A 25,990-nucleotide genomic window follows, 5' to 3' on the forward strand; every position below is an offset into this window, starting at 1 on the left:
CTGTTTTGACCGACCCGTACCGCCGCTTCTCCGTCAGGCTCCACGAGCACACCGGGGTGCTGATTCTGTGGGTCCAGCGCAGCTTCACCTTCACCGGCACGCTCGAGCAGTGTGAGAAGGCATACCGCGATCCGCAGCTGCATTGCCTGGTCACCGGCTGGTGGGGCCTGGTGTCGCTGTTCCTGCTGAACCGGATAGCGCTGATCTCCAACTACACGGCGATCCGCCGGGTGCGTGCCCTGGCCACGCAGGCCCCGACGCCCCACGCCGGGGCGCGTTATCCGCCGACCGGCCGGGCCCCTCCCGCCGGCTCAGCAGCCCCACCCGGCCCGGCCGTCGCGCCTCGCCAAGCCCCGCCGCGCCGCCCGGCCGGGCCGCCGCCGCCGCCGGGGTGGTACCCCAACCCGGGCGGGCCGGGGCAGCGGTACTGGGACGGTGTCACGTGGACTCATTGGACCCATCCCCGCTAACGTCAACGCGTGGCCCGCATCCGCAAGCTCGTCACCTCCCTCAGCCGCCGTGGCCCGCACAAGGTTTTGCGTGGTGACCTGGCTTTTGCCGGTCTGCCGGGCGTGGTCTACACCCCCGAGTCCGGTCTGAACCTCCCCGGCATCGCGTTCGGTCACGACTGGCTCACCGCCACTACCCGCTATTCGGGTCTGCTGGAGCATCTCGCGTCGTGGGGCATCGTGGCCGGCGCTCCCGACACCGAGCGAGGTCTGGTGCCTTCGGTACTCAATTTGGCCTCCGATCTCGGCACCGCGCTCGACATCGTCGCGGGCGTGCGGCTGGGGCCGGGCGACATCAGCGTGCATCCCGCAAAGCTCGGGGTGGTGGGCCATGGTTTTGGGGCCTCGGCCGCCGTGTTCGCCGCGGCCGGAATGCCCGGCGCACTGGCGGCGACGGTCGCGGTCTTCCCGACCGTCACGACTCCCCCGGCCGAGCAGCCGGCCACGTCGCTGACGGTCCCGGGCCTGATCCTGACCGCACCCGGAGCCCCAAAGACGTTGAACTCCAACGCGCTGGCGCTTTCCAGCGCCTGGAGTTCGGCCACGCTACGCATCGTCAGCAAGGCCGAGCCCGCTGGGTTGTGTGAGGGCCGACGACTGGCGTCGGTGGTCGGGCTGCCCGGTTCTAACCGCCGCACCCAGCGATCGGTTCGAGCCCTGCTGACCGGATATCTGCTCGCGACGCTGGCCGGCGACAAAACCTATCGCGACTTCGCTGATCCAGATATGGTGCTGCCCAAGACAACTCCGCTCGACCCCGAGGCAGAACCGATCGCCCTGGAAGAGAAGATCGTCGCGCTGCTGAAGTGATCGGGCCGCGTTATGCGGGCCAGCGCGACGTCAACTCGCGAGGTGTCCACGCCGGCCACGTGGGTGTCCCGTCCAGCTGGCCGAAACTCATTTGGGCGACGATGCGAGGGCCCTTGAGCGCACTGTTGTCGTAGACGGTGGCGGAGTCGCAGCGTGCGATGGCGGTGGCAACCAGTGTCCAAAGACGTTGGTAGCGTTGACGAATCTTGTCTTCGGGTACGGCATGTCCGCCGGTGGCAACCCGATGCTTGACCCGCTCCACGGCCAGCTTCTCGGGTATGAGCAGCACGTGCAGCACAATGGTGTAGGACGCCGCGTGTGCGCTGTCGGTCAGCTCGAGTTTGGACGGGTGAGAAAACACCGTTTCGGCGATGAACGATCGGCGCAGTTCGATGAGCCTCGCCCTGGTATCGGCCGCAATCCGCGCGGCCTCGTAGGAATGGGCGGCAGCGTCGGCAGGCCAGCGCTGTCTGGCGATTTCGTCGGCGTTGACGAAGACGCTCGTCGGCAACAGCGGCGCGAGCGTGAATTCGACGAAGGTTGATTTACCGGCTCCGTTGGGCCCGACAACAAGGTCGAGACGGTTCATCGGGCCCCGGCGTTCACCTTCTTGCGCCGTATGGGTCGCGAGTTCGCCGTCAACACGGTCGAACTGCCATCGGGCCGGTATTCGACGATCTCGCCGGCCTCGTTAAGGGCAACGGTGGTGACGCCACGCTTGGCCAGCAGCTTGCCGTAGTTGGCCTGGTTGAGGTTTTCCTGGATCGCCGCGGCGATTTCGGCGTTGAAGACGACACCTTCCTCGACACTCAGCTCGCCCAGTTCCAAATCCCCGGCCAGCGCCGCCTCCACCCGGCGACGTGCAGCGGAGTGCTGGCTCGACACCGCGCGCCCGACCCGCGCCCAGTGATCCAGCTGCTGCTTGGCCGATCGGCTCTGCCGCGCACCCTCGGCCTTCGCACTGTCGACGAGGTCGGCGGCGAACCGGGTAACTCGATCCACGCTCTCAGCCATTTCTCCTCAAATCTGTAGCATTCTGTAACCAGTGTAGCAATCAGCTACACGCGCTGCGAACTCATCAAGAGCACCGCGCTGCGGGCCGCCGGGCGCGGCGTGATTAAGTGTCGTTCATGCGAATCGGAATCGCGCTGGACTATTCGGGCGGCTTCCACGAAGCCGTCGACCGCATCGTCGAACTCGAAAAGGCCGGCATCGACATCGCCGTAGTGGCCGAGGCGTATTCGTTCGACGCCGTCAGCCAACTCGGATATCTGGCCGCCAAGACGAACACCGTCGAACTGGCCTCGGGAGTATTTCCTATCTACATCCGCACGCCGTCGCTGCTGGCGATGACCGCCGCGGGTCTGGACTTCGTGTCCGACGGTCGCTTCCGCTTGGGCATCGGCACGTCCGGGCCGCAGGTGATGGAGGGTTTCCACGGCGTCGAGTTCGACGCTCCGATCGGCCGCACCCGCGAGATCGTGGAGATCTGCCGGCAGGTGTGGCGCCGCGAGCGGGTGCAGTACGACGGCAAGTACTACCAGCTGCCGCTGCCCGCCGACCGAGGGACGGGCCTGGGCAAACCGCTGCAGCTCATCAATCACCCCGTGCGCGAACGTATTCCGGTTACCATCGCGGCGCTGGGCCCGAAGAATGTCGAACTCACCGCCGAGATCGCCGAGGGCTGGCAGCCGGTTTTCTACCTGCCGGAGAAGGCCAACACCGTCTGGGGTGAGGCGCTGGCCGCCGGCAACGCCAAGCGGGATCCGGCCCTCGGACCGCTGGACATCATGGTGCACGCATCGACGGCCATCGGCGACAACGTCGAGGAACGGCTGGCCTGGGTCAAGCCGCAACTGGCCCTCTACATCGGTGGCATGGGCGCCAAGGGCCGCAATTTCTATCACAACCTGGCGACGCGTTACGGCTACGGAGAGGTCGCGGACAAGATCCAGGAGCTGTACCTGTCCGGCCGCAAGAGCGAGGCGATCGACCTGGTGCCCGACGAGCTGGTGCGCAGCATGTCGCTGATCGGTCCGCGCGGTTTCATCACAGAGCGCATCGCCGCCTTCGCCGAGGCCGGTGTGACGACGCTGTTGGTAAGCCCGGCCGCGAGCGACCCGAAGGAAGCCGTGCGCTTCGTCGAGGAAGTGCTGGAGCTGCGCGGCGCCTGACGCGTCATTGCCCGGCCTGCGGAACCTGGTCCGCGGCAATCTCACACGGCGTCGAACCATCGGTCGGCGGCGCGGCCGCGGGAGCGGGCGCTGTGGCCGGAGTGGGCGGCGCGGCCGCGGGAACGGGAGTTGCCGCCGGAGTGGGCGCGCTGGCGGGTGGTTGCTCGCCAACCGGTAGTGGCGGCGTCCCGGCAGGCGGGTCAACTGGTTGAGCCTGCGCGGCTTCCTTTGGCGCAGCAGCCTTTTCGGCGTCGACGTTCTCAGGGTCTTTGTCAGCGTCGTCATGCACGTCGTCGGGGTGAAACGGATCCTCGTCGGAGGTGTCGTCGTCGAAGGGGTCTTTGCCCAACGGATCCGACGGATCGCCAAGCCCGTCCGTCGCCGAACCCAGCAGACCACCTATCGCATCGACAATTTGGCCTGCCAACCCGCTGAGGCCGCCCAGACCGCCGGCTCCCCCACCCAGATCGCCCAGTCCTCCGGCACCCGTGGGGAGGGCGGAAGCATTACCTAGCCCGGCGCCCAAGTCCGACAGTGGAGTCGCGAGGTCCGATAGCGGTGGTGCGGGGGGTGCCGGAGGCGTGGGAATCGCGGCGGGGGCGGAAGCCGGCGTTGCGGGTGCCGGGTCCGCCGCACCGCTGGGAACCACGGCCGCGGGCGCGGTCGCCACTGGCGGCGGTACCGGCTGAGGAGCTACCGGCGGGGACGGTTGAAAACCGGGCCCGAGGTCGCCGGGCGTATCGAAGTACGCTGCGGGCGCGGCACGCATCCGGTCGTTCACCATGTCGTAGGCGGTCCCGAATGCAGACAACGACGAGCGCATGGCCGTCAACCAGTCGTTGCGAATGTCGTTGTCCACGTATGGCGTTATCTGCCCATGGACGACCTGCTCGGCCGTCGACCGCTCCGCCGACCCGGCCGTCACCACCGCGGCGGCGGCCAACCACGCCGACCGATGCGCCTGACTGCGATCGTCGATCGCGATAGCGGTCCCGACCTTGGAGTCGAGCAGATGCCACAAATTGTCGCGCAGCGATTCACACCGCTGCGCGGCCGCCCGCACCTCGTTGGCAACCATGGTCGCGGCATCGCAATGCCGTTGCAGGAACGCAACCGCGGCGTCGCTTCCCACCCCCGTCCATGCCGCGGAGAGCTCGCCAACCTGGTCGTGCTGAATACGTATGCCTTCGGCAACCGCGGCGCCGGCTGCCCGCAGCCGCGCGCAGTCCCGGTCAAGGACATACAAATCGAGGCCGTCTTCGCTGCCGAACCAATCGCGGATCTGGGACGGGTGCGACGTCAAGTCCGGATGCTCGTATCCCAGTGTCTGGCAAGCCCGTACGTAGGCCTGGGTGTGCTCGACAGCGACCCGGCCCTCCGCGAGGCGCTCGGCGACGTCCAACCGATCGGCCATGCTCAGGCGATTCGCGCCGCGGCATACAGCTCGGCGTCGGCGTAGCGCTGCGCCCCGGACCGCAGCGCGACGGCGATCGCGACCGACGCCCGCGACCACTGCGACAGCTGCGTCGTCAAACGCTCCAGCTCGGCTCGCAGCGCATCGCCGCGCGCCGTATACGCCCGGCCGGCCGTCGCGCCGCTAAAACCCAACGCCGCCAGGTGATCACAGACAGCGCTGTCGATCAGTTCGGCGGCGGCCCGCAGTTGATCGGCGACCCGGTGTACCGCCGCGACGTCAATTCCAGTGCGGTCGAAAGTGGCGTGTCGTATTCCCATGCCTAGTCCGACGCCGGACTCCCCGTTGGGGTTCCAAGGCGCTCGAACTAACGCTGATCGCTGACCGCTTCGGCGACGCGGGCGGCCACCCGCTGCGCGGTGTCTTCTTCGGGCGCTTCTACCATGACCCGGATCATCGGCTCAGTTCCCGAGGGGCGCAACAGGATTCGACCGGTGTCGCCGAGTTCGGCCTCGGCCTCGTCGACCGCGCTGCGCACCGAGGGCGCGGTGGCCGCGGTGGTCTTGTCGGCGACTTCGACGTTGATCAGCACCTGCGGGAACGTCTGCATCGACGCGGCAAGATCGGCCAGCGACGAGCCGGTCTGCACCATGCGGGTCATCAGGCGCAGTCCGGTGACGATGCCGTCGCCGGTGGAGCCGTGCGCGGGCATCACGATGTGGCCGGATTGTTCGCCGCCCAGGCTGTATTCGCCGGACCGCAGCTCCTCGAGGACGTAGCGGTCGCCGACGCCGGTCGTGCGGACCGTGACGCCCGCCGAACGCATGGCCTGGTGCAGCCCGAGGTTGCTCATCACGGTGGTGACCAAGGTGTTGGACGCCAGCTCGCCGGCTTCCTGCATGGCCAGCGCGAGCACCACCATGATGGCGTCGCCGTCGACAAGCTCGCCGCTGGCGTCCAGCGCCAGGCAGCGGTCGGCATCGCCGTCATGTGCCAGACCCAGGTCGGCACCGTGCGCGAGCACCGCGGCGCGCAGCGAATCCAGGTGCGTCGATCCGCAGCGATCGTTGATGTTGAGGCCGTTGGGCTCGGCGTTGATCGCGATCACCCGAGCCCCGGCGGCGCGGTAGGCGCGCGGTGCGGCCGACGACGCCGCGCCGTGGGCGCAGTCGACGACCACGGTCAGGCCGTCGAGCGGCAGCGTGCTGGCCTTGCCGACGTGGCGTAGGTAGCGATCGGCGGCGTCCTCGGCGTCGATGACGCGCCCGATCGCGGAACCGACCGGGCGCAAGCCCGGGCCGGCCGCGACCAGCTCTTCGATCTGGTCTTCGGTGTCGTCGTCCAGCTTGCGGCCGCCGGGGCCGAAGATCTTGATGCCGTTGTCGGGCATCGGGTTGTGCGACGCCGAGATCATCACGCCGAAGTCGGCGTCATAGGCGCCGGTCAGGTAGGCCACCGCGGGGGTCGGAAGGATCCCGACGCGCAGCGCGTCGACGCCCTGGCTGGTCAGGCCGGCGATCACGGCGGCTTCGAGCATCTCGCCGCTGGCGCGCGGATCGCGGCCGATCACGGCGACGTGCCGGCCCGGTTTCCCGGGGCTCGCCAGGCGTCGCGCGGCCGCGCTGCCCAGCGATAGTGCCAGCTCAGCGGTCAATTCGCGATTGGCGACTCCGCGAACACCGTCGGTGCCGAATAGTCGACCCATCGGACAAACCTCTCACAGTGACGTCATGCGCACAAAGTGCACTTACTTTTGTGACCGCAACCGCGCAGGTTTACGCGACGACACGCCGAAGACGGCGGACAAAAGACGCACAAGATGCGCGGTCGCGGCCAGAAAGTGATCGCTGATCAGCGCTTGCTGTACTGAGGAGCCTTACGGGCCTTCTTCAGGCCGTACTTCTTGCGCTCGGTGGCGCGCGGGTCACGGGTGAGGAAGCCGGCCTTCTTCAGCGGGGGCCGGTCCTCGGGCTGGGCCAAGATCAGCGCCCGGGCGATGCCCAGACGCAGCGCACCGGCCTGACCCGACGGGCCACCGCCGTGCAGCAGCGCGTAGACGTCGAAGGTCTCCACCCGATCCACGGTGACCAGCGGGGCCTTGATCAGCTGCTGGTGCACCTTGTTCGGGAAGTAGGCCTCCAGGCTGCGACCGTTCAGGTCGAACTTGCCGGTGCCGGGCACCAGACGCACCCGCACCACGGCCTCCTTGCGGCGGCCGACGGTCTGGATGGGCCGGTCGAGCACGATCGGCGCACTGGGCTGGGCCGCGGGAGCCTCAGCGGTGGGCTCGGCAGCGGTCTCGGCCGGGGTCTGTTCGGCGGTCACCTCGACGACGACCTCGACGGTCTCCTCGGGTGCTGCCTCGTTGGTCTCGGTCACTGGGCCACCTGCTTGATCTCGAACGGAACCGGCTGCTGCGCGGCATGCGGGTGCTGCGGGCCGGCGTAGACGTGGAGTTTTTTCTGGATCTGACGGCTGAGCTTGTTGTGCGGAAGCATGCCGACGATCGCGTTCTCGACGACGCGGGTGGGGTGCTTTTCCAGCAGCTCGCCGATGGTGCGTGAGCGCAGACCGCCGGGATACCCCGAGTGGCTGTAGGCCAGCTTGCTCTGCAGTTTGTCGCCGGACAGGGCGACCTTGTCGGCGTTGATGACGATGACGTAATCGCCGCCATCGACATTGGGGGCGAACGTCGGCTTGTGCTTACCGCGCAACAGGGTGGCTGCCGCGACGGCAAGGCGTCCAAGCACTACGTCCGTGGCGTCGATGACGTACCACGACCGCGTGGTGTCACCCGCCTTTGGCGCGTAGGTGGGCACAGCGCTTACCTTCTTTTCTCTCGGGTGGATCCCGGTTCGAGCCGGGTGCCGGTCAGGCGTCCACGGTTGGGGTTTGGTCTCGGCGACCGACATTGACCCGAGTCCCCGGCGTACCGCACGCCAACGGAGCAGCTTACCGACCTACATCCCCGCAGGTCAAAATGACTGTGTGGTCCCGACGGCTCTCCTTCCGCCGGGACCACACAGTGGCTCATGATCGCGGCTACCTTGCCCACAAGCCGGCTGCGCGGCGGTCGGCTTGTGCGACCTCGTCCGCGCCGTCGCGCACCGCGTTGCCAAGGTCGACCAGGATCTCGTTCAACGCGGTCGCCGCTTGGTGCCACTTGAGCTGCTCGGCCTGATAGGCCGACGCCGCCTCGCGGGTCCAGAGCTGCTGCAACGGGGCAATTTGGGAGCGCAGTTCGTCAAGCGCGGCGTTGAGGCGAGCCGACGTGGAGTGGATCTCCTGGCGCACCGAGTGTTCGATTTCGCCGAAGTTATAGGACAGCACTGGGTCCACCGCAATGTCCTCTCACAGATCTCCACCGGCGGCGCCGATGTGATGGGCATGGCTCTGACCGGCAGCCTGCAGCGCGGCCTCGTTCTGCCGAATGGTGTCGGCGATCGCGTGCAGCACGTGATGAAGCCGCAACGACTCGGCATTCCAGCGATCCACCACGTCCTTGAATCGCGCGGCCGCCAGCCCACCCCACACCGACGGCGGCACGCTACTCATCCGGCCGATGAATGCCTGCAGCATCGCGCGGATCTCCTCGTTGCGAGCGTCCGTCGTACCCGCGACCGAGCGCATCAGATCAAAATCGGTGCTCAGCGTGTTCGCACCCGGCGGTGTAGTCACCCTTCTCCTTCCTTCTCCGATACCCAGTACGACCACGCGCGCTGGTGTTCGGTTCCATCCCGATTTCCCAGCCGCGTCGCGGAGCTCATCCGATCGCGTGAGCCGACCGCACCGCCTCGTCACAGGCGTCGCGCACGGCATCTTCTTCACCGGGCCGGCTCTGGCATCCGACACTGATCCGAACCGATCCATCAACCAACACCGTCCAACGGACGTGATGGCTGGCGCGGACTTCGCGGTAGGTCACGGCGGCCCGTCCGGCCGTGACCCCGGACGGGTTGAAGTCGACAAACAAACCCGCGGGCTCGCTGTCGATCGCATGCTTCAACCGGTCCGCAGTGGCGCTGAGCGTCTCCTCTGGAATCGGCGATTGTGTGATGTGCAATGCCACCTCAGAATCTGACGGCGACGTGACCTGCACCCGTGCCGACCCCGGCCCGGCGACCACTCGTCGCGTCGCCCAGTTCGCGGGCACGGTCAATGCAACCCGGCCTTCAACCAGAAACGTCGTCGACGGCGCGTTCCCGGGCGCGACGCCGCGATGGCCGCCCGCCGCGAGCGCCGGCACCGTTGCTACCAGTGCGACTGCCGCGGCGGCCAGACCGCCAAACATCCGGACGCGCGATCGGGCACAACGGGCATCGACTCCCGGCCGCACCACCTCACGCTGGCCCGTGCGAGACGCCGGAAGCTCCAGCCGTGCTAGCCGGGCGTCGTCGATCCGCACTATTCGCCGGCCACTTGTGCGCAAGCCGCGGGCGATCAGCGTCGCAAGCGCCTGCGCCCCGGTAATGCTGCCGGGCACATCGATCAGCACGGTAGTGGTTGTGCCACAAACTATTTCACCGATGCGACCCGCGACCCGCTCGGCCACGGACTGCGGCTCTCCCGTGCGTGCAACGGCGACGACGTCCTCGCCCGTGACCGCTACCAATCGCTCCGCGATCTCCACCACCACCGCTGCTTCCGCACTCGCCGCCTGCCTGAGCAACCACGACCGCGGCCGCACCGCCACATCATCGAATACGGTCTCCGCTGCCGAGGTAACTACATTGAGCCGCGGCGACGGCCACCACGACGGATGCACTACCTGAATTGTTTTCTGCGCGTGCGGATTACCGCAGTCCAATGAACGCAGTCCACTGCGCCACAACGAATCAACCGGGACCGGCAGCCCGTCGACCAGCGCCACTTGATCGTCAATAGCGTCCAGAGCCGCGCGGAGCATCTCCGATGTCTCATCAGCGACTGCGCCTGGGGCGCAACATAACCGGCGAACCGTTCCCGGGCCGGTCGCAATGATCGCGCGATGCGCGTTCACGGGGTCGGGCTCCAGCCCACCTGGATTACTTCTTCGTCGCCGCCATCAGTCAGCCAGACGCCGCGCCCCGCCGGCAATCGCTCCGGACGTCTCGCACCCAATAGCGAGCCGTCATCGGGACGCGCACTCATCATCAATCCCATGCACCCGACCTCACGCAGGCCCGCCAGTAGCGGCTCGAACAGTCCGCGCGCGGCGCCCCCGCTGCGGCGTGCCGCCACGACGTGCAGTCCCAGATCCCGTGCATGCGGCAGGTATTCGAGCAGGGCTAGCAGCGGGTTGCCGGTCGGCGTCGCGACCAGGTCATAATCGTCGACGACGATGTAGATATCCGGGCCGGACCACCAGGACCTGTCCCGTAGCTGCGCCTGAGTCACCTCCGGCGGGGGCATCCGATCCCGCAGCAGATCGACCACGTCCGGCATCAGCCCTCCCAGCGCAGCCGGCGACAGCGCATAGCCGCCGAGATGCTGCGACTGCACGACGCCGAGCAGGGTGCGGCGAAAGTCGACGATCAATAGCCGTGCCTGCCCAGCCGTCTTCGTCCGAACAATTTCGCGGCACAGGGCCCGCAGCGTGCTGGTCTTTCCGCATTCGCGCTCGCCGAGCACCAGTAGATGTGAATTCCGCTCGAAATCGACTGCGACCGGGTGTAATCGACGCTCCTCGAGACCGAGAAGTATGCGCGCTTCACCTTCGCCGCCCGCCAGGTCGAGGACGACGTGGTAGTCGACGTGCGTGGGCAGCAACGGTATGGGCGGGGCGGATGGCCCACCGTGGCGGCATCGCAACTCGTTCGCCTCGAGCGGCCGGGAAATGGCCGTGTGCAGACCGTCGTGGGACAGACCACGACCCGGTCGGTCACGGGGCACCTCGCGCGCCCGTTTTCGATCGAGCTCGGAATCGGCGGGATCGCCCAGCCGCAATTCGATCCGGGTGCCAATCTGATCCCGCAACGAGGGTCTGACCTCCGCCCAACGCGAAGCCGAGAGCACCACATGCACCCTGGACGAAAGTCCCTGAGCAGCAATAGCAGTAATCGGTTCCTCGACCGCCGTGAACTCTTTGCACAGGTTCGCCCAACCGTCGATCACGAGGAAGACGTCAGCGACATCGACGCCCCGCTCGTCAGGGGCGCCCTCCCGCGAGCGCATGATCGACTCGATCTCGGCGACCATGCGTGCCACGAGCCGAGGCTCGGATCTGGTTGCGATCGCGCCGACGTGCGGCAGTGCGCGCAGCGACGCCAGCGTCCCGCCGCCGAAGTCCAGGCAGTAGAAGTGCACCCGGCTCGGATCATGTGTGGCGGCCAACGCGGTGATCAGCGTCAGCAGAACGGTCGACTTGCCCGACCGGGGAGCGCCCACGACCGCGACATTGCCTGCAGCTCCTGATAAGTCGACCATCATCGGTGTCCGGCACTGTTCGAAGGGGCGGTCGACGATGCCGATGGGCACGGTCAGGCGTTCCGATCCCGCATCGGGCAGCACCTCGTCCAGCGGCGGCGCCGCGCCCAGCGGGGGCAGCCACACTCGGTGCGCGGCCGGCCCGTGTCCGGCTAGTCGGTCCAGCGCGGTGCGCAGCAGGGTGGGTGCGGGCAACCCGTCCGACTCGGCGACGCGAGCGACCGGCCCGACGGCTTGCGCGGTGAACCCGTGGACCGATGTCAGGTTCGTGTGGTCTGCGCGCACGGTGTCACGGGCCGGCCCTCCGGCCCGTAGCGGTCCGGACACGAAGACGGTTTGGAAGCGCATCAGCTCGCCGCTTCCGGAACGCAGAAAGCCGGCCCCGGGTGTGTTCGGCAGCTCGTAGGCGTCGGGTGTTCCCAAGACTATTCGTGATTCGCTGGCGGACAGCGTCTTCAAGCACAGGCGATAAGACAGGTGGGCTTCCAGCCCGCGCAGCCGGCCCTCGTCAAGTCGCTGACTGGCAAGCAACAGGTGCATACCCAAGGACCGGCCGAGTCGACCGATCGCGACGAACATGTCGGCGAAATCCGGGTGCTGGCTCAGTAGTTCGGAAAACTCATCGACGATGATGAACAGTACCGGCAGCGCGGTCAATTCGGCGCCCGCCCGACGGGCCTGCTCGTACGCCGCCACACTGGCGCACCCCGCCGTCCGCAGCAATTGTTGCCGGCGGTTCATTTCACCGGCCAGTGCGTCCTGCATCCGCGCAACCAGCGCCGCTTCCTCGGCGAGGTTGGTGATGACCGCGGCGACATGCGGAGCCTGCGCCAAATCGAGAAAGGTTGCGCCGCCTTTAAAGTCGATGAGCAGTAGATTCAGTACTTCGGGCGAGTTCAGCGCCATCATGCCGAGTGCGACGGTGCGCAGCAGCTCCGACTTCCCCGAACCCGTTGCGCCCACGCAGAGCCCGTGCGGCCCCATGCCGTTTTCGGCGGGCTCTTTGATGTCAAGCTCGAGTGGCACCCCGTCGATCGTGTTTCCGATCGGAGCGCGAAGTCGAGCGTGCTGATCTCGGCTGCGCCACAGCGCAATCGGGTCGAAACCGGCGACATCGTCAACCCCGACCAGGCCCGGCCAGCCTGAATCATCCCCGGGGCAGGACGCCGCGCGGACGTGGTATGCGGCAAGCCGACGCGCGCAGATCACCGCGTCTAGCAGATCCATCCGGTCGGGGTGCGACAACGCTTGAGTCAGACCGCCATGGTGGATCGTCAACGGCGAGCCGGTGCGGCAGGGGCCGGCCTCGAGGATGGTCATACCTGCGACGGCGCCATCGAACTCGCTGCGCCCCGGTAGATCGCGGATCACCACCACGCGCGGCGGCAGTCCGATACCGGCCAGTTTGCTTTGCGCCTGCGCCGCGCTTTGATACAGCATTCGTGCAGTGCCCACCGAATCCCGGGCGACCGGATGCTGGTTGTGCGGCAACCACTTCAACCAATCCCAGTCGGCCCGATTCCGGCCCTCGACCACACCGACAATGAGCAGTTGGTCCGGAGGGTGCAGCACGGCCAGCTGGCAGATCATCGCACGCAGCAGTCCGCGTGCCTCGGCCGAATCGCCATCGACAGTGACTGCGGCCGTTGCCGTCAAGTCAATGGCGATCGGCACGTCGCCGACCGTCGCGTGGGTGTGGATGAAGCGGTGGACGGCCGCGGTGGTAACGGGATCCGTCCGCTCGGCGGCGTGGATTTCGGGGGCTACCAGCCGGGTCGAAAGCGGCTGACTACCAATGCCGACACGAACCGAGCAGAAGTCGGCGTCGGTCGCCCGTCGTTCCCACATCCGCGCGCCACCGATCAATGTCCACAGCGTGGCTGGGTCGGGATGGCTCCGACAGAGTGAGACTTGCTGCGCCGCAGCGGTTTCAGCTACCGACTGACGCAGCCGAGTCAGGTATCCCAAATAGTCGGCCCGGCTCGCGGCGATCTCGCCACCGTGCCCACGGCCACGTTGGCTGATCGTCGCCAGGACCATCGAAACCAGCATCATCACCGGGAAGACCAGAAATGCGGGGTTGCGCGTAGACGTCGAGCCGGAGACGAAGGCCAGCGCCATCACGCCCAGGGTGACGACGGACATCCCGATCGGCAGCACGCGCATCAGCGGACTTGTCGTCGACTGCGGCAACTCCGGCGGCGCGGCAACGACGATCTCCGCGGTCACGACTCCCGGCGGCGGCTCCCGCAATCCAGGCACGAACGCCTCAGTCATCCCGGCCCCTCCCAGCGTGCGACGACGGTAAGCAGTGAGCGAAGCGCCCGCAACTCGCCTGTGGACAAGTGCGTACCCGGGTTCCGAAAGTGCTTTAGCGTCTGACCCATCCGAATCTGAAGAGGTTGACGTTGTCCATATCCGATCCGGGGCTTCGCCGTGTGTCCGTGTATGCCGACACTGCGGTCGTCGACTTGGCCCTGCCGTCCGGCATGCCCATTGCCACGCTGCTCCCGCCGATCGTCGACGCCCTCAAAGCCCACGGCGTCAGCGATCCGAACACGACGCGGTATCGGCTGTCGATCCTCGGCTCGGCCACGCTGGATTCATCTACGACCCTGGCGCAGTGCGGAATCCAGGACGGTGATGTCCTCGTCCTGAACCGCTCCGCGACGCCGCCACCCGCGGTTCGATACGACGACGTCGCAGAAGCGGTGTCGGACACGCTTGGTGACCGGGCCCGGAGCCCGTCCCGGACCTCCCGGGCAACACGGCTCAGCGCCGCGCTGGGGGCCGGATGCCTGACCGGCATAGGGTGCCTTGCGCTGGCTCGAAACACCTTCACCCCCAACGCCGTACCTGACTTCGATACCACGACGGGAATCGCTGCGCTTATCGCCTTCGCGGCCCTGATGTTGGCGGCGCTCGCGAATCGCGCATACCAGGACGCCATGGCCGGCCTCACACTGAACCTGGTCGCCACGGCATTCGCCGCGGTCGCCGGCTTTCTCGCCGTACCCGGCGGCCCGGGTCTCCCCAACATGCTTCTGGCGGCTGCTGCGGCGGCGGTCGCCGCCGGGCTGGCGGCGCGTGTATCCGATTGCGGTGCTACCACATTGACCGCGGTGTCGTGTTTCGCGACCGTCGTCGCCGTCGCGGCGTTCGGGGGTGTGGTCACCGGCGTCCGGTTGCAGGTCATCGGTGCCGCCTCGGCACTGGTATCGCTCGGTCTGCTCGGCGTATCGGCACGCGTGGCGATCGTCCTGGCCGGGTTGTCGCCCAAGACGGTCCATACGGCCCCTGATGATCTGGCCGCCCGCGCTATTCGCGCGGATGCCTGGTTGGCCAGTCTGCTGGCCGCGTTCTCGTCCTCCGCGGCCACCGGCGCCATCGTCACCGTAATAGCGGGCACACCGCGGCTCGCCTGCACGGCGCTTGGCCTTGCCACCGGCGGGCTACTGCTGCTGCGCACCGATTCGGTTGCCGGGAGAAGAATACTGACGGGCGTCATCGGCGCTGTGGCCACCATCGGAACAACATTCGGAGCTGCCGCGCTCAGAGCACCAGAGCACGGCGCGTGGGTTGCTGCAGCGACGGCGTTGTTGGTCGCCGGTGCGCTCTACCTCGGGTTCGTGGCTCCCGCGACGTCGCTGTCACCCATGACGCGCAAGAGCGTCGAACTGTTGGAGTGTTTGGTCCTCATCGCGATGGTGCCGCTGACCTGTTGGGTATGCGGCTTCTACGGCGCCGCCCGCGACCTGCATCTGACATGGACTTGACTGCCTCGCGTATCGTGCGGTTGGTGGCGGTATCGGCATTGACGGCATTGACGAACTTGGGAATTCCATTAGCACAAGCAGTTTCGCCGCCGGAGATTGACGACAGGTTACTACCGAAGCCGGCGTTGCCGGCCCCGGGGAGGCCTACCGTGCAACGCGAGGTATGCACGATGGTGAACGGGAACCCAGGGCCGGGGCGAAACCAGTTCGCAGACCTCGATTTACCACGGGTGTGGCGGCTCACCCGCGGTGCGGGCCAACGGGTAGCGGTTATCGACACCGGCGTCTCGCGACACCGACGGTTACCCGACGTGGTGGCGGGAGGCGACTATGTGTTCACCGGCGACGGCACCCAGGATTGCGACGCGCACGGGACGTTGGTCGCCGGAATCCTAGCCGCCGCAGCCGATTCCAAGACCGACAATTTCAGCGGCCTGGCGCCCGATGTCACTTTGATCAGCATCCGGCAGTCCAGCTCGAAATTCGCACCCACGAGCGACCCGTCGAACTCCGGCATCGGTGATGTAGACACCATGGCGCGAGCGGTCAGAACTGCCGCCGACCTGGGCGCGTCGGTGATCAACATCTCGTCGGTGGCGTGCGTTCCGGTCACCTCACCGCTCGACGACCGGGCGCTGGGGGCCGCGCTGGCCTACGCGGTCGACGTCAAGAATGCCGTCGTGGTGGCCGCGGCCGGAAACACCGGTGGCGGCGGACAATGTCCGCCGCAGCGCCCGGATGCAAGTTGGCAGAACATCTCGGTCGCCGTCAGCCCGGCCTGGTACGACGACTATGTCCTGACGGTCGGTTCGGTTGACTTCGCCGGGGTGCCGTCGACATTCACGCTGGCCGGACCCTGGGTCGACGTCGCCGCAACCGGCGAGGCGGTGACGTCATTGAGCTCTGCACCGTTGTCCGGAACCAGTTACGCCGCACCAGTTGTCAGCGGAGTTGCCGCGCTGATCCGGGCCCGGTTCCCGGCGCTGACGGCGCGACAGGTGATGCAGCGCATCGAGTCGACAGCGCATCATCCGTCGGCGGGATGGAATCCGTTGGTAGGCAATGGGACAGTCGACGTCCTTGCCGCGGTGAGCACCGACTCGAGCATGACCGCGACCGCGAAACCACCTCCGGCGCGCGTCCCGATCGGCGCCCCGGCGCCCGGGCCGACGAATTCTCGTGCGCGCGATACCGCGTTGCACGGCGCGGCCATCTGCCTGGTCGCTCTGATCTGCGCGCTGATCATCGGCGCGGCCAAGCGACGGCTACGGGGGTCCCGCGATGACGTCGCGGGCGACTGACGCGTTCGCCCTGCTCAGTTCGGGCCCGGATGGCAACACCACGAGCATCGGCCACGGCGCCGGGACAGCATCAATGCCCAGACCGAGGTCATGGGCGGCATCGTCGTCGTGAATCGCGAAGCGCACGCCGGTGTCGGTGACGAGGTAGCGGGTGCGGGCCCCACGCACGTAGGCGTTGCGGCCGGGTGGCAGGTAGACGGCATCGAGCGCGGGACCGCGACCGTCGGCTTGTGACAACGGCACCGAAGCCTGACCGGCCGGGAGTGGCAGGCCGCTCGCCGTCAGGAATGCGGCATCGGGATGGCCGGAGGCCGCGGGCCCCGAACTCGCACACACGGTGGTGCCGCCGCTCATCCCCCGGTCCCCGGGTGCACGTTCGGGGAACGTCCCCACCGGCAGCGTGTCGACGATTTGGGCGCCGCGGATCACGTCCGGTGCCACCGCGATGATGTTGGCGGCGCCCCGCGAGTCGCTGAAACGCAACAAGTCCGCCGCGACCTGACCGACGCGCTGGACCCCGGTGCTCAGGACGGCGTAATACTCGTCACCATCGCCGCGCGTGACGCGCAACACACTGCCGACCGGAAAGTCGGGAAGCCCGGCTGCCTTGCCGCCCGCGCCCCGAATTCGAGGAACCGTGATCGGTGGAGCCTCCGGGACCGCGTTCAGCAATGCTTGCGAGACGACGAGCGGCGCGTGACCCTCCAATCGCAACGCGCGCACGACCGCGGTGTCCGCAAGATCCACGACAGCCCGCTCGCCGTTGTACAGCAGGTACGCGGGCGGTCCCGGACCCGGTGCGACCAGCAGCGCCTGATCGCGGGTCAGACGATGGACCGACGGTCCCCCGGTCGGCCCGACGACCACCGTCGTGGCCGTTCCACCATCGGTGTCGCAGATCGTCCAGATCGCATCGTCGCCGGACAGCGGCGGCCCGAGAAGCTGCGGTGCACCCGGAATCCCCAGCAACGGGCCACGTTTGGTGCGGCGCAATTCGGACTCGGCAACCGGCTGCGGATTGGCATCGGTCGCCGCGACCAGCCGCGCTGAAGCCAGGTTCAGCACCGGGTGCCAGGTATCGCCCACCCGCACATACAGTGCTCCGGTCTCCTTGTCCATCACGATCTGCGCGCGATCCAGCCGCGCCTGGGGCACCAGCATTCCAAGAAATGCACATCCCGCCACCGTGATGGCCGCCAGCACGCAGCCGACCGTCAGGGGCCCCGGGCGCGCCCGCAGCGGTTCGCCGGACGCGCCCGTATCGCCGCTCAGCAATGCGCGCTCGAGGCGGCGTAGCAGGAATCGGTAACCGCTGACGTGCGCCCAGGTCGTCGGTTGGTGGGGCACTGACCTCCCAAAGTCGGCGAATCCGCTGGTCACGTTAACCGGCTCCGGACGCCGCTGCCCCCGGTTATCCACAGGCGGACAGGTTTGGCCGGGTCTCAATTTGGGTAAAATTGACCGGTGATTTCACACCGCATCCATACCCGTCGGGCGGGCAGCGTGCGGTTAGCCGGTCGCCTGGTCGGCCTGGGGTTCGCCGCCCTGGTCACGGCCGCGGGCCTGCTCGCCACGCCGAGTGCCCCCGTGGCGCACGCGTTCGACTGCCCCGACGTCGAGGTCATCTTTGCCCGTGGCACCAACGAGCCGCCCGGCCTGGGCCGCGTCGGCGACGCCTTCGTCGACACGCTGCGCCAGCAGACCGGATTGAACATCCTGCCCTACGGGGTGAACTACGCCGCCAGCAAGCTGCAGCTGCACGGCGGCGACGGCGCCAACGACACCATCGACCGCGTCAAGAAGAGCGTGGAAACCTGCCCGAACACCAAGATCGTGCTCGGCGGCTACTCGCAGGGCGCATCGGTGATGGACATCGTGGCCGGCGTCCCGATCGGCGGCATCAGCTGGGGCAGCTCGCTGCCGCCGCAGTACGCCAACAACATCTACGCCGTGGCCACCTTCGGTGACGTGGCCGACCGCGCCGGCGGCACCCTGCCCAGCCAGAGCGCGCTGCTGGGCTCCAAGGCCATCGACCTGTGCAACCCCAACGACCCGATCTGCCACGCCGGCCCCGGCAACGAGTGGAGCGGGCACACCGAGGGTTATGTCCCCGTTTACACCACCCAGGCCGCCGCGTTCGTCGCGGCCAAGCTGATGGGTGGCACGGGCCAGTCGGTGCCGGGATACGGCCCGTCGGTCCCGGGCACCGGCCCGCAAACCCCCGGCTACGGCCCGCAGAGTCCCGGGCAAGCACCCGGCCCCCTCCCGCAGAGCCCGCAGGCTCCCGGCCCGCTGACACCGAGCTACGCCCCGCAGTCGCCCACCCCGCCGGTCCCCGCGTCGCCCACGCCGCAGACCGACGTGGTTGCCGCGGTCCACTGACAAACAGTCAATAGTCTGTACCATCGCGGCATGACCTTTGCCGCGAAAAGGCCACGCGCGCACCGTTATGCCAGCGTTACGGCCGCCGCATTCCTCGCCGCGACCGCAATGCTGTTGGGGTTCCCGGCGGTCCCCCGCGCCTTAGCTGCGTGCCCGGCCGTCGAAGTGGTGTTCGCCCGCGGAACCAACGAGCCACCCGGCGTCGGGAAGGTGGGCGGGGCCTTCATCAACTCGCTGCGCCAGCAGACCCAGCGAAATGTCGGCGCCTACGGAGTCAACTACCCCGCTAACGACGACTTCCTGGCCGCCACCGACGGCGCGAACGACGCCAGCGCCCACATCCAGCACATGGCCGACAACTGCCCCAACACCAAACTGGTGCTCGGCGGCTACTCGCAGGGCGCCGCCGTCATGGACATCGTCACCGCGGCACCGTTGCCCGCCCTCGGCTTTCGCGACCCGCTACCGACCGACGCCGCCGATCACGTCGCCGCGGTCGCCCTGTTCGGGAACCCGTCGGGCCGGGCCGGCAATCTGATGACGGCGCTCAGCCCGGATTTCGGCGGCAAGATCCTCAACCTGTGCAACCCGGGCGACCCGATCTGCTCCGACGGCAACTCGTGGCAGGCCCACCTCAGCTACGTGCCCGGATTGACGAACAAGGCCGCACATTTCGTCGCCGCCAAGATCTAGCGGCACAAAGATCCGGTAACGCCCAAGTCGCGGAGTGATCACGGCCGTTCACTGATGCCGGCCGAAAATGCGTACCATCGGCTCATGGGGGTTAGACGGATTCGCAATGCATTGCTGGCGGCGTTCATGGTCGTCGGTTCCGTGGTGGCTTTGGCTCCGGTGGCCTCGGCGGGCCCGCCGTGTCCGGGCGCCGAAGTGGTGTTCGCCCGGGGCCGTGAGGAACCGCCCGGCGCCGGCCTGGTCGGCGATGCGTTCGTCAACTCGCTGCGGTCCAAGACGCAGCTGCCGCTCGGCGTCTACGGGGTCAACTACCCCGCCGACGTGGATCCCGCCAAGGGCGCCAACGACATGAGCAGCCACGTCCAGTACATGGCCAAACATTGCCCCAACACCCGCGAGGTGCTCGGTGGCTACTCGCTCGGCGCCGTCTCGACCGATCTGGTGATCGCGGTGACCCAGCCGTCGTTCGGCTTCAAGAACCCGCTGCCGCCGGGCATCGATGAACACGTCGCGGCGGTCGCGCTGTTCGGCAACGGCACCCAGCGAGTGCTGGGCCCCGTCCCCGGCTTCAGCCCTGCCTTCGCCGGCAAGACGATCGAGGAGTGCGCCCCCGGCGACCCGATCTGCAACGGCAACGGCAAGGCGGTGTGGGCGTCGCATCTGCAGCCGTCCTACATCGACTCCGGACTGGTGGATCAGGCCGCCGCCTTCGCCGCCGGCAAGCTGTAGCCGTATTCCACAGGCGCACAGGCAGTTGCCAGGCGCTTCAAGTGGCGGGAGCCATCGCGCCACCGGACAATGCAGAACGTGACGTCCACCGCCGCAACCGACAAATCGCCCGCTGCCCGGGAAACGCTCGAGGACTACACATTGCGCTTTGCGCCGCGCAGCTACCGCAGGTGGTCCACCGCGGTGGTGGGGATCTCGGCACTCGGCGGTATCGCGTATCTGGCCGACTTCGCGATCGGCGCTAACCTCGGCATCACCTACGGCACCGCAAATGCGTTGTGCGGCATCGGGATTTTCGCGCTGGTGATCGTCGCGACCGGACTACCCCTGGCCTATTACGCGGCGCGTTACAACATCGATCTGGATCTGATCACCCGCGGCAGCGGCTTCGGCTATTACGGCTCCGTGGTGACCAACGTGATCTTTGCGACGTTCACGTTCATCTTCTTCGCGCTCGAAGGCTCGATCATGGCGCAGGGCCTCAAGCTGGGCCTGCACGTTCCGCTGTGGATCGGCTACGCCTGCTCCACGCTGATCATCTTCCCGCTGGTGATCTACGGCATGAAAGTGCTTTCGCAGCTGCAACTTTGGACCACGCCGCTGTGGCTGATCCTGATGGTCGCGCCGTTCATCTATCTGGTGACCAGCCATCCCGAGTCGGTCGGCGAGTTCTTCTCCTACACCGGCAAGCAGGGCCACGGCGGGGTCGACGCCGGCTCGGCGTTGCTGGCCGCGGGGGTTTGCCTGGCGCTGATCGCCCAGATCGCCGAGCAGATCGACTATTTGCGGTTCATGCCGCCGAAGACTCCGCAAAACTCGCGCAGCTGGTGGACCTGGGTGCTGTTGGCCGGTCCCGGTTGGGTGCTGTTCGGCGCGATCAAGCAGATCGTCGGGCTGTTCCTGGCCGCCTATCTGGTCTTCCACCTGGCGGGATCGCTGTCGATCGCGAACCAGCCGGTGCACCAATTCGACGAGATCTATGCGAACTTCATGCCGGAGTGGCTGGCGCTGACGCTGGCGGTGATCCTGGTGGTGCTCAGCCAGGTCAAAATCAATGTGACGAACGCCTATTCGGGTTCGCTGGCCTGGACCAACTCGTTCACCCGCGTCACCAAGCACTACCCCGGCCGCGTCGTGTTTCTCGCCGTGAACCTCACCATCGCGCTGATCCTGATGGAAGCCAACATGTTTGACTTCCTGAACACCATCCTGGGCTTCTACGCCAACTGCGGCATGGCGTGGGTGGTGGCGGTGGCCTCCGACATCGTGTTCAACAAGTACCTGCTGGGCCTCTCGCCCAAGGCGCCCGAATTTCGCCGTGGCATGTTGTATCCCGTCAACCCGGTCGGTTTCGGCTCGATGCTGCTGGCAGCGGGGCTGTCGATCGTCGCGTTCTTCGGCGGCCTCGGCGAAACGCTAAGGCCCTATTCGCCGTTGGTGGCGATCGTGGTCGCGCTGGTGATGCCCCCGATCCTGGCGATCGCGACCCGCGGCAACTACTACCTGCGGCGCACGCACGACGGCATCGATCTGCCGATGTACGACGAGCACGGCAATCCGGTCGGCGACCAGTTGACCTGCCACGCCTGCAATCACGACTTCGAGCGCCCCGACATGCTGGCCTGCGTGGCCCATGCCGCGCACATCTGCTCGCTCTGCCTGTCCACCGACAAGCGCGCCGAGCACCTGCTGGACGCCCAGGCCTAGCGGGTGCGCAGGTCCCGGGTGATCAGGATGCGCGACGCGAGCTCGTCATCGGGCGGATAGTCCACACCGACCAGCGTGAGGCCCTGCGCAGGTGCGGCCGCGAAATCGCTGGATCGTGCCGTCGCGCTGAGTAATTCACGACACCACTCTCGCGTGCGCCGACGCTCGCCGACGGCCAGCAGCGCCCCGACCAGCGAGCGCACCATCTGCCAACAGAACGCATCGGCGCTCACGTGCGCGGTGATCAGATCGCCGTCGCGCGACCAGTCCAGCCGCTGCAGGTCGCGAATCGTGGTGGCACCGCTGCGATAACGGCAGAAGGCCGCAAAGTCGTTCAACCCCAGCAGATCCTGTGACGCCTCGCTCATCGCATCCACGTCCAGGTCGCGCGGCCAGGCGGTGATGTAGCGCGCCCGCTGCGGCTCCACCCCGTAGGCCGCCGTCGACAGCCGGTACTCGTAGTGTCGCCGCAGCGCCGAGAACCGCGCGTCGAAACCCGCTGGGGCGCGGATGATTCCGAGCACCCGAACGTCGGCGGGCAGGAACCGGCCCAACCGGCGCAGCAGCGGCAGGAATTCCGGATCGCCGGTGCGCGGCGAACGCGGATAGGCATTCGGCAAGGCGGCGGCGGGCACGTCGACGTGGGCCACCTGTCCGGTGGCGTGTACTCCCGTGTCGGTGCGCCCGGCCGCCCACAGCCGTACCGGCGTGCGGAAAACCGTCGTCAGCGCGTCGTCGATAACGCCGGCGACAGTGCGCTGCCCGGCCTGAGTTGCCCAGCCCGCGAAATCAGTTCCGTCGTAGGCGATATCGAGCCGCAGACGGACGTCTTCGCTACTTGTCGTCTGACTCGTCACCCTCGTCGGCGGCCTCAGCCTCGGGCTCCGCAGGCGCTTCGGCCTCGGCGGCCGGCTCGGCCGCTTCGGTCGTCGTCTCCTCCGAGGCGGCTTCCTCGGTTGCAACCTCTTCGGTTGCAACCTCTTCGGCCTCAGCCTCTTCGGCCGGTGCCGCCGCGGCGGCGGGCGCCTCAGACTTCTTCGAAGCCTTCACCCGACGCGCGCGGTCGGCCTCGGACGTGACGGTCTTTTCCTGCACCAGCTCGATCACGGCCATCGGGGCGTTGTCGCCCTTGCGTGCCTCGACCTTGATGATGCGGGTGTATCCACCGTCGCGGTCGGCGAAGAACGGCCCGATCTCCTCGAACAGCTTGTGCACGACGTCCTTGTCGCGGATCTTCTTCAGAACCTCTCGACGGTTGTGCAGCGTGCCCTTCTTGGCGTGGGTGATCAGCTTCTCCGCGTAGGGGCGCAATGCCCGCGCCTTCGGCTCGGTCGTCTTGATCCGGTCGTGCTCGAACAACGACGTGGCCAGGTTGGCCAGCAGAGCCTTCTGGTGCGAAGACGACCCGCCGAGGCGAGGGCCCTTGGTGGGCTTGGGCATTGCGCTATCTCCTAATTGGGGCCGACCCCCGTATCAGGTAGGGCCGGGACGGAATGGGCGTTAGAGCTGTTCGGTTTCGGCGTAGTCCGCGTCGTCGTAAGCACCCTCGGTGGACCAGGTGCCGGTGGCGACGTCGTAGCCGGCGACCTCGGACGGGTCGAAGCTCGGCGGGCTGTCCTTGAGCGACAGGCCCAGCTGGTGCAGCTTGACCTTGACCTCGTCGATGGACTTCTGGCCGAAGTTGCGGATGTCGAGCAGGTCGGACTCGGTCCGGCTGACCAGCTCGCCGACGGTGTGCACACCCTCGCGCTTGAGGCAGTTGTAGGACCGCACGGTCAGATCCAGGTCATCGATCGGCAGCGCGAACGAGGCGATGTGGTCGGCCTCGGCCGGCGACGGCCCGATCTCGATACCCTCGGCCTCGACGTTGAGTTCGCGTGCCAGGCCGAACAATTCGACCAGGGTCTTACCCGCCGATGCCAGGGCGTCGCGGGGGGTGATCGAATTCTTGGTCTCGACGTCCAGGATCAGCTTGTCGAAGTCGGTGCGCTGCTCGACACGGGTCGCGTCCACCTTGTAGGTGACCTTGAGCACCGGCGAGTAGATGGAATCGACCGGGATACGGCCGATTTCGGCACCGGAGGCACGGTTCTGCACGGCCGGCACGTAACCACGACCACGCTCGACGACGAGCTCGACCTCGAGCTTGCCCTTGTCGTTCAGCGTCGCGATGTGCATGCCGGGGTTGTGCACCGTCACGCCGGCGGGCGGCACGATGTCACCCGCAGTGACCTCACCCGGACCCTGCTTGCGCAGGTACATGGTGACCGGCTCGTCCTCCTCGGAGGACACCACCAGACCCTTGAGGTTCAGGATGATGTCGGTGACATCCTCTTTGACGCCGGGCACGGTGGTGAACTCGTGCAACACGCCGTCGATGCGAATGCTGGTGACGGCCGCGCCGGGAATCGACGACAGCAGCGTACGCCGCAGCGAATTGCCAAGGGTGTAACCGAATCCCGGCTCCAGCGGTTCGATGACGAACTGGGACCGGCTGTCGGTGAGGATCTCCTCCGACAGGGTGGGGCGCTGAGAAATCAGCATGGTGTTTCTTCTCCTTCTCGGCACCCGCTATTTGATGCCGTTAGGGTTTTCTCTCGGGCGGGATGCCCGAGAGAAGTCTGGGCCCGTTACTTCGAGTAGTACTCGACGATCAGCTGCTCGGTGAGTGGCACGTCGATCTGTGCCCGCTCGGGCAGCTGGTGGATCAGGATGCGCTGACGCTCCCCCACCACCTGCAGCCAGCTCGGGATCGGACGGTCGCCCGCCGTCTCCCGCGCGATCTGGAAAGGCACGGTGTTCAGCGACCCGTCCCGCACGTCGATGATGTCGTACTGCGACACCCGGTAGCTGGGGACGTTGACGTGCACGCCGTTGACGCTGAAGTGCCCGTGGCTGACCAGCTGGCGGGCCATCCGGCGGGTCCGCGCCAGCCCGGCGCGGTACACGACGTTGTCCAGCCGGCTCTCGAGGATCTTGAGCAGCTCCTCACCGGTCTTGCCGGTCTGCCGCACGGCCTCTTCGTAGTAGCGACGGAACTGCTTCTCCATCACGCCGTAGGTGAAGCGAGCCTTCTGCTTCTCCTGGAGCTGCAGCAGGTATTCGCTTTCCTTGATGCGCGCGCGGCCGTGCTGGCCGGGCGGGTAGGGACGCTTCTCGAAGGCCTGGTCGCCACCGACGAGGTCGGTGCGCAGCCGGCGCGACTTGCGAGTGATGGGTCCGGTGTAACGAGCCATGATTGTCCTCCTAGACCCTGCGTCGCTTGGGCGGGCGGCAGCCGTTGTGCGGCTGGGGGGTGACGTCGGAGATCGCGCCGACCTCCAGGCCCGCGGCCTGCAGCGAACGGATCGCGGTCTCCCGGCCCGAGCCCGGGCCCTTCACGAACACGTCGACCTTGCGCACGCCGTGCTCCTGGGCCTTGCGCGCCGCGTTCTCGGCGGCGAGCTGCGCGGCGAACGGGGTCGATTTCCGCGAGCCCTTGAAACCGACGTGGCCCGACGACGCCCAGGCAATGACGTTGCCCTGCGGGTCGGTGATGCTCACGATCGTGTTGTTGAAGGTGCTCTTGATGTGCGCGGCGCCGTGCGGGATGTTCTTCTTTTCGCGCTTGCGGGTCTTCTGCCCCTTCTTGGGCGCGGCGGCTGCTGCCTTCTTGGCGGGTGGCATGGGTTACCTGGCCTTCTTCTTGCCGGCGATGGTGCGCTTGGGGCCCTTGCGGGTACGCGCGTTGGTCTTGGTGCGCTGGCCACGCACCGGAAGGCCGCGGCGGTGCCGCAGACCCTGGTAGCAGCCGATCTCGATCTTGCGGCGGATGTCTGCCTGGACCTCGCGGCGCAGGTCACCCTCGACCTTGAGGTTGGCCTCGATGTAGTCGCGCAGGTGGGTCAGCTGGTCGTCGGTGAGGTCTCTGGTGCGCAGATTCCGGTCGATGCCGGTCGCTTCCAGGATCTCGTTGGAGCGGGTTCGGCCAATGCCGAAGATGTACGTCAGCGCGATCTCCATCCGCTTGTCACGCGGCAGATCGACGCCTACTAGTCGAGCCATAGGTGGCGTTTCCTCTTTTTCTAGGCGGAGGTCTGTTCCCAGGCCG

27 protein-coding genes are annotated in these 25,990 nt (G+C 67.3%); 9 read left to right on the top strand and 18 right to left on the bottom strand.

Translation table 11 applies throughout. The annotated features are described in order from the left end of the window. Nucleotides 1-5: 5 nt before the first annotated feature. Both G6N55_RS30125 and G6N55_RS12155 read left to right on the top strand, forming a co-directional pair. On the top strand, nt 6-470 hold the full coding sequence (locus G6N55_RS30125; RefSeq protein ID WP_085224463.1) for a DUF2510 domain-containing protein: 465 nt from the start codon (nt 6-8) through the stop codon (nt 468-470). A 9-nt stretch (nt 471-479) separates the two neighbouring features. Beyond that, complete coding sequence (locus G6N55_RS12155; protein WP_085224465.1) at nt 480-1,319, top strand: dienelactone hydrolase family protein; 840 nt, start codon at nt 480-482, stop codon at nt 1,317-1,319. Between the two features lie 10 nt (nt 1,320-1,329). Here the strand turns inward: G6N55_RS12155 and G6N55_RS12160 are convergent, their stop codons facing one another. Together G6N55_RS12160 and G6N55_RS12165 are read right to left on the bottom strand one after the other, a co-directional pair. Continuing rightward, the gene (locus G6N55_RS12160) at nt 1,330-1,908 is read right to left on the bottom strand and encodes a zeta toxin family protein (RefSeq protein ID WP_085224467.1); all 579 of its coding nucleotides are present in this window, start codon (nt 1,906-1,908) and stop codon (nt 1,330-1,332) included. After that, the gene (locus tag G6N55_RS12165; RefSeq protein WP_085224469.1) at nt 1,905-2,333 is read right to left on the bottom strand and encodes a TA system antitoxin ParD family protein; all 429 of its coding nucleotides are present in this window, start codon (nt 2,331-2,333) and stop codon (nt 1,905-1,907) included. The genes G6N55_RS12160 and G6N55_RS12165 overlap by 4 nt, the downstream gene beginning before the upstream one ends. 116 nt (nt 2,334-2,449) lie before the next feature. Here G6N55_RS12165 and G6N55_RS12170 point away from each other — a divergent pair, with 116 nt between their 5' ends. Continuing rightward, the gene (locus tag G6N55_RS12170) at nt 2,450-3,493 is read left to right on the top strand and encodes an LLM class F420-dependent oxidoreductase (RefSeq protein ID WP_085224471.1); all 1,044 of its coding nucleotides are present in this window, start codon (nt 2,450-2,452) and stop codon (nt 3,491-3,493) included. Between the two features lie 4 nt (nt 3,494-3,497). Here G6N55_RS12170 and G6N55_RS12175 read toward each other — a convergent pair whose 3' ends face one another. The 9 genes from G6N55_RS12175 to eccCa form a co-directional block, all read right to left on the bottom strand. Continuing rightward, a complete protein-coding gene (locus tag G6N55_RS12175) occupies nt 3,498-4,907 on the bottom strand; it encodes a hypothetical protein (RefSeq protein WP_085224473.1) in 1,410 nt (469 codons plus the stop codon). A gap of 2 nt (nt 4,908-4,909) precedes the next feature. Next, on the bottom strand, nt 4,910-5,227 hold the full coding sequence (locus G6N55_RS12180; protein WP_085224475.1) for a type VII secretion target: 318 nt from the start codon (nt 5,225-5,227) through the stop codon (nt 4,910-4,912). A 47-nt stretch (nt 5,228-5,274) separates the two neighbouring features. Continuing rightward, nucleotides 5,275-6,612, bottom strand: a complete 1,338-nt coding sequence (glmM, locus tag G6N55_RS12185) for a phosphoglucosamine mutase (RefSeq protein ID WP_085224476.1) — start codon at nt 6,610-6,612, stop codon at nt 5,275-5,277. A 146-nt stretch (nt 6,613-6,758) separates the two neighbouring features. After that, nucleotides 6,759-7,154 (bottom strand): 30S ribosomal protein S9, encoded by a 396-nt coding sequence (gene rpsI / locus G6N55_RS12190; protein ID WP_232079052.1) that lies wholly within the window; start codon nt 7,152-7,154, stop codon nt 6,759-6,761. Nucleotides 7,155-7,282: 128 nt separating this feature from the next. Further along, complete coding sequence (gene rplM / locus G6N55_RS12195) at nt 7,283-7,726, bottom strand: 50S ribosomal protein L13 (protein WP_085224480.1); 444 nt, start codon at nt 7,724-7,726, stop codon at nt 7,283-7,285. Nucleotides 7,727-7,949: 223 nt separating this feature from the next. Then, nucleotides 7,950-8,252: a WXG100 family type VII secretion target gene (locus tag G6N55_RS12200; protein ID WP_139826988.1), complete on the bottom strand. Its 303-nt coding sequence runs from the start codon at nt 8,250-8,252 to the stop codon at nt 7,950-7,952. A gap of 6 nt (nt 8,253-8,258) precedes the next feature. Next, the gene (locus G6N55_RS12205; RefSeq protein ID WP_139826989.1) at nt 8,259-8,585 is read right to left on the bottom strand and encodes a WXG100 family type VII secretion target; all 327 of its coding nucleotides are present in this window, start codon (nt 8,583-8,585) and stop codon (nt 8,259-8,261) included. 85 nt (nt 8,586-8,670) lie between these two features. Continuing rightward, nucleotides 8,671-9,906 (bottom strand): type VII secretion-associated protein, encoded by a 1,236-nt coding sequence (locus G6N55_RS12210; RefSeq protein WP_085224486.1) that lies wholly within the window; start codon nt 9,904-9,906, stop codon nt 8,671-8,673. Then, nucleotides 9,903-13,589, bottom strand: coding sequence for a type VII secretion protein EccCa (gene eccCa, locus G6N55_RS12215; protein ID WP_085224488.1), 3,687 nt, complete (start codon nt 13,587-13,589; stop codon nt 9,903-9,905). The genes G6N55_RS12210 and eccCa overlap by 4 nt, the downstream gene beginning before the upstream one ends. Before the next feature lie 167 nt (nt 13,590-13,756). Here eccCa and eccD point away from each other — a divergent pair, with 167 nt between their 5' ends. Both eccD and mycP read left to right on the top strand, forming a co-directional pair. Further along, nucleotides 13,757-15,088, top strand: coding sequence for a type VII secretion integral membrane protein EccD (eccD, locus tag G6N55_RS12220; protein ID WP_308206465.1), 1,332 nt, complete (start codon nt 13,757-13,759; stop codon nt 15,086-15,088). Then, nucleotides 15,085-16,389, top strand: coding sequence for a type VII secretion-associated serine protease mycosin (mycP, locus tag G6N55_RS12225; RefSeq protein WP_139826995.1), 1,305 nt, complete (start codon nt 15,085-15,087; stop codon nt 16,387-16,389). Before eccD ends, mycP begins: the two co-directional genes overlap by 4 nt. On the opposite strand, the gene eccB is transcribed toward mycP, so the two are convergent. Further along, the gene (eccB, locus tag G6N55_RS12230; protein ID WP_085224494.1) at nt 16,354-17,736 is read right to left on the bottom strand and encodes a type VII secretion protein EccB; all 1,383 of its coding nucleotides are present in this window, start codon (nt 17,734-17,736) and stop codon (nt 16,354-16,356) included. The genes mycP and eccB overlap by 36 nt on opposite strands. Before the next feature lie 156 nt (nt 17,737-17,892). Here eccB and G6N55_RS12235 point away from each other — a divergent pair, with 156 nt between their 5' ends. The 4 genes from G6N55_RS12235 (at nt 17,893) to G6N55_RS12250 (ending at nt 21,900) form a co-directional block, all read left to right on the top strand. Beyond that, nucleotides 17,893-18,771: a cutinase family protein gene (locus G6N55_RS12235; protein WP_085224626.1), complete on the top strand. Its 879-nt coding sequence runs from the start codon at nt 17,893-17,895 to the stop codon at nt 18,769-18,771. A gap of 108 nt (nt 18,772-18,879) precedes the next feature. After that, on the top strand, nt 18,880-19,464 hold the full coding sequence (locus G6N55_RS12240) for a cutinase family protein (protein ID WP_139826996.1): 585 nt from the start codon (nt 18,880-18,882) through the stop codon (nt 19,462-19,464). An 84-nt stretch (nt 19,465-19,548) separates the two neighbouring features. Continuing rightward, entirely contained in the window at nt 19,549-20,193 is a 645-nt protein-coding gene (locus G6N55_RS12245; RefSeq protein WP_085224628.1) for a cutinase family protein, read from the top strand. Nucleotides 20,194-20,271: 78 nt separating this feature from the next. Next, nucleotides 20,272-21,900 (top strand): purine-cytosine permease family protein, encoded by a 1,629-nt coding sequence (locus G6N55_RS12250; RefSeq protein WP_308206464.1) that lies wholly within the window; start codon nt 20,272-20,274, stop codon nt 21,898-21,900. Here the strand turns inward: G6N55_RS12250 and truA are convergent. The 6 genes from truA to rpsM form a co-directional block, all read right to left on the bottom strand. Then, nucleotides 21,897-22,790 (bottom strand): tRNA pseudouridine(38-40) synthase TruA, encoded by an 894-nt coding sequence (gene truA, locus G6N55_RS12255; RefSeq protein ID WP_085224630.1) that lies wholly within the window; start codon nt 22,788-22,790, stop codon nt 21,897-21,899. The genes G6N55_RS12250 and truA overlap by 4 nt on opposite strands. Further along, entirely contained in the window at nt 22,735-23,340 is a 606-nt protein-coding gene (gene rplQ / locus G6N55_RS12260) for a 50S ribosomal protein L17 (RefSeq protein ID WP_085224499.1), read from the bottom strand. The genes truA and rplQ overlap by 56 nt, the downstream gene beginning before the upstream one ends. A 60-nt stretch (nt 23,341-23,400) precedes the next feature. Further along, on the bottom strand, nt 23,401-24,444 hold the full coding sequence (locus G6N55_RS12265; RefSeq protein WP_085224501.1) for a DNA-directed RNA polymerase subunit alpha: 1,044 nt from the start codon (nt 24,442-24,444) through the stop codon (nt 23,401-23,403). Between the two features lie 86 nt (nt 24,445-24,530). Continuing rightward, nucleotides 24,531-25,136, bottom strand: coding sequence for a 30S ribosomal protein S4 (rpsD, locus tag G6N55_RS12270; RefSeq protein WP_085224503.1), 606 nt, complete (start codon nt 25,134-25,136; stop codon nt 24,531-24,533). Between the two features lie 10 nt (nt 25,137-25,146). Next, the gene (gene rpsK / locus G6N55_RS12275; RefSeq protein WP_036466830.1) at nt 25,147-25,566 is read right to left on the bottom strand and encodes a 30S ribosomal protein S11; all 420 of its coding nucleotides are present in this window, start codon (nt 25,564-25,566) and stop codon (nt 25,147-25,149) included. 3 nt (nt 25,567-25,569) lie between these two features. After that, nucleotides 25,570-25,944: a 30S ribosomal protein S13 gene (rpsM, locus tag G6N55_RS12280; protein ID WP_025737540.1), complete on the bottom strand. Its 375-nt coding sequence runs from the start codon at nt 25,942-25,944 to the stop codon at nt 25,570-25,572. Between the last annotated feature and the right edge of the window lie 46 nt (nt 25,945-25,990).

Source organism: Mycobacterium florentinum (assembly GCF_010730355.1).
In the GTDB taxonomy this organism is placed as follows: domain Bacteria; phylum Actinomycetota; class Actinomycetes; order Mycobacteriales; family Mycobacteriaceae; genus Mycobacterium; species Mycobacterium florentinum.

Bases quoted from the DNA above. Each gene is read 5' to 3' on its own strand.
- G6N55_RS12160 (WP_085224467.1), bottom strand. From the start codon at position 1,908: ATGAACCGTCTCGACCTTGTTGTCGGGCCCAACGGAGCCGGTAAATCA.
- G6N55_RS12165 (WP_085224469.1), bottom strand. From the start codon at position 2,333: ATGGCTGAGAGCGTGGATCGAGTTACCCGGTTCGCCGCCGACCTCGTC.
- G6N55_RS12170 (WP_085224471.1), top strand. From the start codon at position 2,450: ATGCGAATCGGAATCGCGCTGGACTATTCGGGCGGCTTCCACGAAGCC.
- G6N55_RS12175 (WP_085224473.1), bottom strand. From the start codon at position 4,907: ATGGCCGATCGGTTGGACGTCGCCGAGCGCCTCGCGGAGGGCCGGGTC.
- G6N55_RS12180 (WP_085224475.1), bottom strand. From the start codon at position 5,227: ATGGGAATACGACACGCCACTTTCGACCGCACTGGAATTGACGTCGCG.
- glmM (WP_085224476.1), bottom strand. From the start codon at position 6,612: ATGGGTCGACTATTCGGCACCGACGGTGTTCGCGGAGTCGCCAATCGC.
- eccCa (WP_085224488.1), bottom strand. From the start codon at position 13,589: ATGACTGAGGCGTTCGTGCCTGGATTGCGGGAGCCGCCGCCGGGAGTC.
- G6N55_RS12240 (WP_139826996.1), top strand. From the start codon at position 18,880: ATGCTGTTGGGGTTCCCGGCGGTCCCCCGCGCCTTAGCTGCGTGCCCG.
- G6N55_RS12245 (WP_085224628.1), top strand. From the start codon at position 19,549: ATGGGGGTTAGACGGATTCGCAATGCATTGCTGGCGGCGTTCATGGTC.
- rplQ (WP_085224499.1), bottom strand. From the start codon at position 23,340: ATGCCCAAGCCCACCAAGGGCCCTCGCCTCGGCGGGTCGTCTTCGCAC.
- G6N55_RS12265 (WP_085224501.1), bottom strand. From the start codon at position 24,444: ATGCTGATTTCTCAGCGCCCCACCCTGTCGGAGGAGATCCTCACCGAC.
- rpsD (WP_085224503.1), bottom strand. From the start codon at position 25,136: ATGGCTCGTTACACCGGACCCATCACTCGCAAGTCGCGCCGGCTGCGC.
- rpsK (WP_036466830.1), bottom strand. From the start codon at position 25,566: ATGCCACCCGCCAAGAAGGCAGCAGCCGCCGCGCCCAAGAAGGGGCAG.
- rpsM (WP_025737540.1), bottom strand. From the start codon at position 25,944: ATGGCTCGACTAGTAGGCGTCGATCTGCCGCGTGACAAGCGGATGGAG.